7 protein-coding genes are annotated in these 8,420 nt (G+C 36.8%); all 7 read right to left on the bottom strand.

Annotated elements, in window-relative coordinates:
* Nucleotides 1-1,119 precede the first annotated feature (1,119 nt).
* Nucleotides 1,120-1,368, bottom strand: a complete 249-nt coding sequence (locus A9G48_RS11015; RefSeq protein WP_065576176.1) for a hypothetical protein — start codon at nt 1,366-1,368, stop codon at nt 1,120-1,122.
* A gap of 112 nt (nt 1,369-1,480) precedes the next feature.
* Nucleotides 1,481-2,305, bottom strand: a complete 825-nt coding sequence (locus tag A9G48_RS11010) for a DUF6708 domain-containing protein (RefSeq protein WP_065576175.1) — start codon at nt 2,303-2,305, stop codon at nt 1,481-1,483.
* A 112-nt stretch (nt 2,306-2,417) separates the two neighbouring features.
* A complete protein-coding gene (locus A9G48_RS11005) occupies nt 2,418-2,597 on the bottom strand; it encodes a hypothetical protein (protein ID WP_065576174.1) in 180 nt (59 codons plus the stop codon).
* Nucleotides 2,598-2,609: 12 nt separating this feature from the next.
* Nucleotides 2,610-3,245, bottom strand: a complete 636-nt coding sequence (locus A9G48_RS11000; RefSeq protein ID WP_065576173.1) for a DUF6708 domain-containing protein — start codon at nt 3,243-3,245, stop codon at nt 2,610-2,612.
* A gap of 29 nt (nt 3,246-3,274) precedes the next feature.
* The gene (locus A9G48_RS10995; protein ID WP_065576172.1) at nt 3,275-4,099 is read right to left on the bottom strand and encodes a DUF6708 domain-containing protein; all 825 of its coding nucleotides are present in this window, start codon (nt 4,097-4,099) and stop codon (nt 3,275-3,277) included.
* A 16-nt stretch (nt 4,100-4,115) separates the two neighbouring features.
* Nucleotides 4,116-8,138, bottom strand: coding sequence for a toxin VasX (locus A9G48_RS10990; protein ID WP_065576171.1), 4,023 nt, complete (start codon nt 8,136-8,138; stop codon nt 4,116-4,118).
* A gap of 29 nt (nt 8,139-8,167) precedes the next feature.
* The coding region (locus A9G48_RS10985; protein ID WP_218057892.1) for a hypothetical protein at nt 8,168-8,420 on the bottom strand (253 nt) is incomplete at its 5' end.

Here is an 8,420-nt window from a genome sequence, read left to right as displayed (position 1 = left end):
ACTTTTAACTTTTTGGTTAAACTTAGTGTACTCTTTCATACTTACTCCTGTAGTAACAGAAATAAGCAGAAATCTACTTGGCTTTGTGTGAATAATTTCTTCGTGTTGGACCACAAGAAGAAGAATTATTCAGTAGACCAAATAAATTCTACTTCTCTGTCACATGGTAAAATTGTTAGAGTAGGGAAATGGGCTTGTTTAACTTGCCTGTTTCCTTCCTCACCCAATCATTCCCGAAGAAATGACCACAAAAGGATTAGCCAACATCTTACGATGAAAGACCAGTTAGAAGTCTGCACCCTTTCGGGTTAGGTCATGTTTCATACCCTATATCAGCCATTACAGCCAATCATTCGCTTTCTCTAACCTCCCTTACCTGCACCCCCAACAGTATCGCTTGCGCTCTACCTGCCTTTCGGCGGAAATACAGGCTTACCAAGTTCCATTATTATCACATAAATAGTTAAGATGCTGCCTGTTCGCCGATAGTGTTTATGATGACGTATCCCCAATGTAAAAAGAGATATCCCACTATATACCTTTTTGGTTAGAGCTTGTCAGTAGCTTAAGCTCTTTACAATTCACGACGTTTATCAGCAATTCACTTACGTTCATCTTTCTATTTAGCCTAGCCCCTCATGACATGCTACTTGCCATTACTTAATGTTACCTCACGATACGCATTAACCTTGCTATTCCTCAAGGGGGTACATTGTTAGGAAGCTCCATACCAGACCGTTGCCAATCTCGCACTATCCCTAGGCTACTGTTAGTCATATAACAGGTTGACTCATATTTTATATAACATAGTGCCTATAAAATATGCCAACAATGATAATAACAGCTTGTGCACTTATTTAACTTCACAATAGGTCAATTCTAGCTTAAACTATATGCTGATGGGTTCTTTCGTTTCCTTGGTCAATTCAATAATTTCTTATTGAATACCTTGGAAATTCCAGAATATCAGATATGATTAATTGAATTGTCCAAAGAATTAGTTCTTTAAATATATGAGATTTGTCTCTCACAGACTAAAAATTATTCTTTACCGAATATAGGTTACACAATATCCTTTCGGACATGTGTAACGTCCTACTCAGATATTGTGAAGGGTAGCTAATTAAAGTTGTTCACTTTAATAGCCCACCTAACTTTATTGAATAAAATCAATAAGTTAGGTGCCATAAGCACGCCCTTGTCGCACATACATAAATAGAGTAACTGATCAGATTTTGTTTTACGAATAAAAGCACAGTAGTTATCATTGGCATAGAGCAAGCGATCATCGGCATCGGTTAGAGAATTGCCGCCTTTTACTAAATCGCCTATCCAACCAAAAATTTGGGGTTGATATTGTGATGGCATTGTTTTACTCCTTAATTTAAATTTTATTGTTTTTAGTCACGATTAATGGCACGTCTTCACGGTTATTGTAAAGTCGGCGGCTTTATCCTTTCCCGCCCTAAACTATTGAAATTTATTGTTTTATATGATGCCGTTGTTTGATTTCGGCTAGCTCTGCTTGCGATGTGGCATTAAACGCTTCGACCATCCATTCTGGCCAGCCTTGTCCTTTAATAATGTTGTCTTTAAATTGAGTTTCTTGTTCCCATTTGTATTTGCCGTCGTTTAGACCGGCTAATTTGTTCGCGCACATAAAATTATTAACCCAACCCCAAACCAGATAACTACCTATGCCACCACGTAATGGGTCTAACAAAATGTGGTCGATTGTTTTATGGGTATTCGGTTTGCACACCATTAATATAGTGGTGTTGAGTGAAGAACGTGAAAAATTATGCACCACCACCCCTTGTAAATGGGCCCAGTCATATTCTTTTATGCGTTTTTTATTGGGATGCAAAAAGGTTAGTGGATTGCGTAACACTTTAAAATTAAAAAAATAGCTTTCATTGATATACACTTTACCCGTTTTGCGGTTAAAAATAATAGGGCTTCCTCGGCGTGTAAATAAGTTATGATATAATTCAGGAATGCAAAGGTACAAAGCAACGATGCAAGCAATCAATGTAACTATCACTGTAATGAATATAGCTGACTCTGTTATAGGACTTAAATCCAAAATCAATGAAAAACCCAAATATATAATGGGTATTGAAAGAATTAAAACAATTATAAGCATAAATGAATAAAAAATTTGACTAGATTTTGTTTTACGAATAAAAGCACAGTAATTATCATTGGCATAGAGCAAGCGATCATCGGCATCGGTTAGAGAGTTGCCGCCTTTTACTAAATCGCCTATCCAACCAAGAATTTGGGGTTGATATTGTGATGGCATTGTTTTACTCCTTAATTTAAATTTTATTGTTTTTAGTCACGATTAATGGCACGTCTTCACGGTTATTGTAAAGTCGGCGGCGTTATCCTTTCCCGCCCTGAGCTATTAAAACTTATTGTTTGACATGATGCCGTTGTTTAATTTCGGCGAGCTCTTCTTGCGATGTGGCATTAAACGCTTCGACCATCCATTCTGGCCAGCCTTGTCCTTTAATAATTTTTTCTTTAAATTGGGTTTCTTGTTCCCATTTGTATTTGCCGTCGTTTAGACCGGCTAATTTGTTAGCACACATAAAGTTATTGACTCAACCCCAAACCAGATAACTGCCTATGCCAGCACGTAATGGGTCTAACAAGATATGGTCGATTGTTTTATGGGTATTTGGTTTGCACACCATTAATATAGTGGTGTTGAGTGAAGAGCGTGAAAAGTTGTGCACCACTACCCCTTGTAAATGGTCCCAGTCATATTCTTTTATGCGTTTTTTATTAGGATGCAAAAAGGTTAGCGGATTACGTAACACTTTAAAATTAAAAAAATAGCTTTCATTGATATACACTTTACCCGTTTTACGGTTAAAAATAATGGGGCTACCTCGGCGTGTAAACAGGTTTTGATAGAATTCAGGGATAATAAATATATATAAAGCAACTAAAGAAGCAATTAATATCACGATGAAATTAATCATCAAGAAAGTTTCTTTTCTTAATGCTAATTCTAAAATTAAATTTATAGATAAGTAGATTAATGGTATTGAAAGGACAAAAAGAACAAAAAGCATGGATAAGTAAAATATTTGATCTGATAAAGTTTTACGAATAAAAGCACAGTAGTTATCATTGGCATATAGAAGACGCTGATCCGCCCCCGTTAAATAGTTACCGCCTTTTACTAAATCGCCTATCCAACCAAAAATTTGGGGTTGATATTGTGATGGCATAATTATCCCTTATTCCTTAATCATCTTGGTTATTCCGTTATATGGTGCCGTTGTTTAATTTCAGCGAGCTCTTCTTGCGATGTGGCATTAAACGCTTCTACCATCCATTCTGGCCAGCCTTGTCCTTTAATAATTTTTTCTTTAAATTGAGTTTCTTGTTCCCATTTGTATTTGCCGTCGTTTAGACCGGCTAATTTGTTCGCGCACATAAAGTTATTGACCCACCCCCAAACAAAATAACTACCTATGCCACCACGTAATGGGTCTAACAAGATATGGTCGATTGTTTTATGGGTATTTGGTTTGCACACCATTAATATGGTGGTGTTGAGTGAAGAGCGTGAAAAGTTGTGCACCACCACCCCTTGTAAATCTGCCCAGTCATATTCTTTTATGCGTTTTTTATTGGGGTGCAAAAAGGTTAGCGGATTGCGTAACACTTTAAAATTAAAAAAATAGCTTTCATTGATATACACTTTACCCGTTTTACGGTTAAAAATAATGGGGCTTCCTCGGCGTGTAAACAGGTTTTGATAGATTTCGGGAATAATAAGATAAATAGCAACACAGCAAATAGTAAATGCTGATATACCTAATATGTTTATTTTTGATTCATTTTCAATATTAAATAAAAAAATTAATAGTATCCATAAAATGGTTGCTAAAGTTAAAAAAATTAACACAATTAAATAAATACACAAATAAAAAATCTGATCGGATTTTGTTTTACGAATAAAAGCACAGTAGTTATCATTGGCATAGAGCAAGCGATCATCGGCATCGGTTAGAGAATTGCCGCCTTTTACTAAATCGCCTATCCAACCAAAAATTTGGGGTTGATATTGTGATGGCATTGTTTTACTCCTTAATTTAAATTTTATTGTTTTTAGTCACGATTAATGGCACGTCTTCACGGTTATTGTATTGAACAATGATTTGATATTTTACAATATTAAACACACCTATCGTGCCAGCGATCCATTTATTGATAATAAGCCCATTTTGCACTGGCTCGTCACTATTGGTTGTGGTTTTATCAGTAAGATGATTGGCCGATGTGGTTAAAGTAAATTCGTTTGGCTCGTCAATTTTACTATAATCGGGTATTGGGAGCCGAGTCAGTACGCCGATATTACGATCATACTTATCAAAATAGGCTTTTTTATCCGTCGAAATAAGATTTAGGTCACCATAGTTTTTGCTGATGGCTAATAACGTTATTTGTTGCGAGGTGATACGGTATTTTAGATCGATATATTTTTCGGGCAGAGGGTCTGGCTCACTTTTTAGATTTGGGTAATCATTAATAAATAAGCGAATTAGCGCAATTGCACTTTCGTTTTGATTGTATTTGGCAAAATCGGGAATATCCAAATAAAAATAGATATGCCGTTGAAATGGATTTGGTGCATCGGGCTTAACTAGTATTTCTGTTGTTGATGGTACATGATACAGCGGTTTTAAACGAATAAAGGTTTGAATATTATAAACCATAATCGCATAGTCGTTGAGCGCTAAACCAAAACCCGCGTGAGTGCTGTATTCATCTTCGTGATAGGCTTGATAGCCTAAATAGTCCAATTCTTCTTGCTTACCAAAGCAGCAACGGTTTAACCAGTGCTGAATAGCCGTAAAATTATCGTACTTTTTACTAAACATAACTGCGATTGAACCACTAATGATTAAAATAGCCCCCACAATCACAGTTATCCATGAACTAGCTAATGCTGCTATAATAGCACCGCCACCTAACATAAATGCTCCTCCTATCCTCATTATGAGATAACTTTTATTCTCCATATTCATCATATCAAACGAACTTTTTAGCTCACCGATCGCATCTAATACCGTGATCGTAGCCGTTGCTCTAGAAACAGTTTTACTGATTATAGTATTGAGCTTAATTTGTGCTTTGATTGGACGCACATTTTTACCAGCGTTAATCGCTTCAGCCATTTGCATATTGAGTTTGATATTTTTATATTGGTTAGTTAAGTCGATGCTAGTTAGTACCAGTGACACCAGATCTTTAAGCATTTGCCCTTTTAGATCGGTTTCACCGTTACCTTCTTTTGCTTCATCCCACTCTTTAAGCATATCGCTAATGTTTATTAGGGTCAGGGTGCCTAATATGCCGTTCACTGCAAGACTGATACCAAAAGTTATTTTCCCTGTTCTGGCGTTTTGATTAGCGGTTTGTAGTTCTACCTCATTATAGATACGTTCTAATTCATGTTGCGCTTTGTCTATCACACCACCCGCTTTTGATATTTTTTCGTTTATTTTAGCTTTTGCTTGTTCTAGGGCTTTATCACTGGTTTTGCTTAATACTTCAGTGGTTGAGGCTTTGCCTTGATTCACTTTTTCTATGTTTTCAAGCAGTGTTTTTTGTTTATGGATTAATTTGAAATAATCTTTATACTTTTGCTCCATAAATTGTTTTAAGCTGTATGGGCTTAATGTACCATTGGTGCTATTAATAAAGTCTACAAATAAGGCTTTACTGACTTTATCAGGAAAGCATAGGGTAAATTTCGCTTTTTGCATTTTGCCCGAGCCGGTTTTAATTGGCTTTTCATCAATATCAACACTTTCTAAAAAGGCAAGCTCATGCGGGTGATAGGCGCCACGATTGTAAAAACCACGATGCATTTGGGTTAATAGATTTTGAATTTTTACGATATTTTCTGGTTTAATTTGCACGTTTATTTCAACCGGTAGCGCCCCTAGTTTGGCGAGTTCATCAAATGCATTTAGCCGCATCCAGTGCGATTTTATCGGTTTAAGTAGGGTGTCTTTAGCCAGTATTGCCTGTTTTTTTAGTGCCGTGCGGTTAAGTAAACTTTCACTATATTGGGTTGATACTTGAGTGTGTTGTGTTGAACTAGCAAGCTTTGATAATTCGTTATTTACCACTTCAAGGTTTTTATTTAATTCCCTATGCTTCGTTTCATAAACCTTTTTTTCACGTCTGAGTTTTTCTTGCGCTACCGGATCACTAACTGGAATCTGTTTTTTTTGTTGTTCAAGCTCGTCAATTTTTTGTTTATTTTGTTCAATTTTAGCTTCCAACTCGGCTTTGTTTTTTTCTAATACGATTTTTTTATTGTTTAGCTCTTTATCCCTCTTTTTTTCTACCATTGCAGTAGAAACAGTACCAATAAACTCCGTTGATTTTGATAACCAGTCGGTTGGTGTTATTAATTCGTTCGTTTTTAAGTCTACGTAGACAGGCTCGTCACGATCAATACCTTTTGCGTTATTATATTCGGTAATGTAATAGATACTTTCAGGATTACTGAGCAGCTCGTCCCACAGGGCGCTGTCTTGATCGAGTTTGATTTCGGAATGAGTGGTATCGACTAAAATAGAGCCCACTTCTGATGCGTGCACCAATTGCGTCGTTTCAGTACTGAAATCAAATTCACGTTGCCAAAAATGATTGGTGTTAACACTTTTGGGTTTGGTTTTGCTAAATTGCGAGACAATCCCTTGTTTGCCAAATAACCAACGGACATAGGTAAAATAGTCCTGCGACCACTCTTTATGGTAATCAACCACTTTTTGATAAGCGGATTCTAATTCCCCTTTAAAGGTATCAACTTTACCTTGATCCACACAGCTATCAAAATCATTGAGTTTTTCATCTTTCATCGATTTTAATTTGCTTATACTTAATGCCTTTCTAGTGATATCCTGTGATCTAGCTGTAATAGAATACCCTTCAGGGTTATTTTTTATTAAATTTTCATGTTCTTGTTCTAAAATTGCTATTTTATGATCAAACGAAGTTACAATCGAAGTTCGGTACTGTTCCATTAGCTGTAAAATTATCCGCTTTTTAAACATAACTGGTTGATAATAATCAAATTTTCTTTTCAATGCAGGATTGATGGTGTGGAGCATGTTTTTTGCTCGTTGTTCGTAGATTTTTGTTGCTTTGTCTAAATCGTCAAAACCATCGATTAATTCTTCTGCTAAATTCACTTCTTCTGTGGTTAACGGTATTTCGTTAAACATATGCAGGTGCGATACCCGTTGCGAGTTGAGCTCTTCGGCGATGCCTAAAGTGTCTTCCAGCACGACGCCGCAGGATATCGGTTTATCCCCTTGGTATAATTGATTGGTATGTAGCACATATTTTAATTTTTGGTCTTTTAAACGGGTAAACCCATGTACCGATTCAAAATTATCAAGATGCTCATCAAAACGAAATTCCAGTACTTTGCTGTTTTCTGCTTGGTAAGTTTGATAACTACTACCAAAAATATCTTTAAACGGTACGGCTCGGTTGCCAGTTGCCTCAGACGGTGAGTCTTTGAGTTTTTGTATATCAATTTGGGTAAAACGGGATAGCGCTTGGCTATCTTGTTCTTGTAGGTAATCATCAATGGTTGTTTTCGACCAAGGTCGTGAACAATAAGCCACCCAAGCTTGCGTAAAGTTTTTATCATCAAGATTGATGAACGATGCCGGAATAGAATGGCAAGCTTTGTTACACGCTTTTGATAAAGGTCTTGGCTCGGTATTGGGCAGGTCATGGTAGTTTCTTAAACGTAGTGCCCCATCAATGCATTCATACGCATGGAGTATTCGGCTATGGATGTCGTCGCCTTTTTGTTGCATCACATACACATAACCTTTACGCAAAATACGCAGTACATAGCTATAATATTCTAATGCCTCTTCTGGCATGCGGTTTTTAAAATCTAAATTTTTAGCGTAATCGGCTAACTCTTGATAAGTGGCGTTGACTTTTTTTGTTAAACTCGACGTTGTTTTTATCACAGCCTGACGCAGTAAAAAAACCGGTAGCCCAGTTCGTTCACAGACAGGGCAAGCGCCCGATGCTTGGATTACATTTTCTAACGCAAGGTTTGCTGCTTTCTTCATCTTATATCCTTTATTGCTTGTTTTATTTGTTATTCGTTAATCGAAAGTGATGAGATTTCAAGGTGAATCTGGGCGTTAATAACGTGTTTTGAGAATGTGCTCGGCTCTTTTTGCGCTTTGGCTATTTGTTCAAGCACGTTAGGCTGCTGAGTAAATGCAGTTTGGTACCTTAAGCCATTTAATCCCCAAAATTGAATATCGTTAGCGTCAGTTAAGCCTAATTGATAAGCTTGTTCAACCAGTTGTGTTGCTTGCATAATCACCTTGTTATCAAGGGGGAGC

The sequence above is a fragment of the Gilliamella sp. wkB18 genome, from assembly GCF_001690875.1.
Classification (GTDB): domain Bacteria; phylum Pseudomonadota; class Gammaproteobacteria; order Enterobacterales; family Orbaceae; genus Gilliamella; species Gilliamella apicola_A.
This window is presented reverse-complemented; position numbering and strand designations above follow the sequence as displayed.

Excerpts from the sequence above, each read along its gene's own strand:
- A9G48_RS11015 (WP_065576176.1), bottom strand. The coding sequence starts at position 1,368 with ATGCCATCACAATATCAACCCCAAATTTTTGGTTGGATAGGCGATTTA.
- A9G48_RS11010 (WP_065576175.1), bottom strand. The coding sequence starts at position 2,305 with ATGCCATCACAATATCAACCCCAAATTCTTGGTTGGATAGGCGATTTA.
- A9G48_RS11005 (WP_065576174.1), bottom strand. The coding sequence starts at position 2,597 with ATGTGTGCTAACAAATTAGCCGGTCTAAACGACGGCAAATACAAATGG.
- A9G48_RS11000 (WP_065576173.1), bottom strand. The coding sequence starts at position 3,245 with ATGCCATCACAATATCAACCCCAAATTTTTGGTTGGATAGGCGATTTA.
- A9G48_RS10995 (WP_065576172.1), bottom strand. The coding sequence starts at position 4,099 with ATGCCATCACAATATCAACCCCAAATTTTTGGTTGGATAGGCGATTTA.
- A9G48_RS10990 (WP_065576171.1), bottom strand. The coding sequence starts at position 8,138 with ATGAAGAAAGCAGCAAACCTTGCGTTAGAAAATGTAATCCAAGCATCG.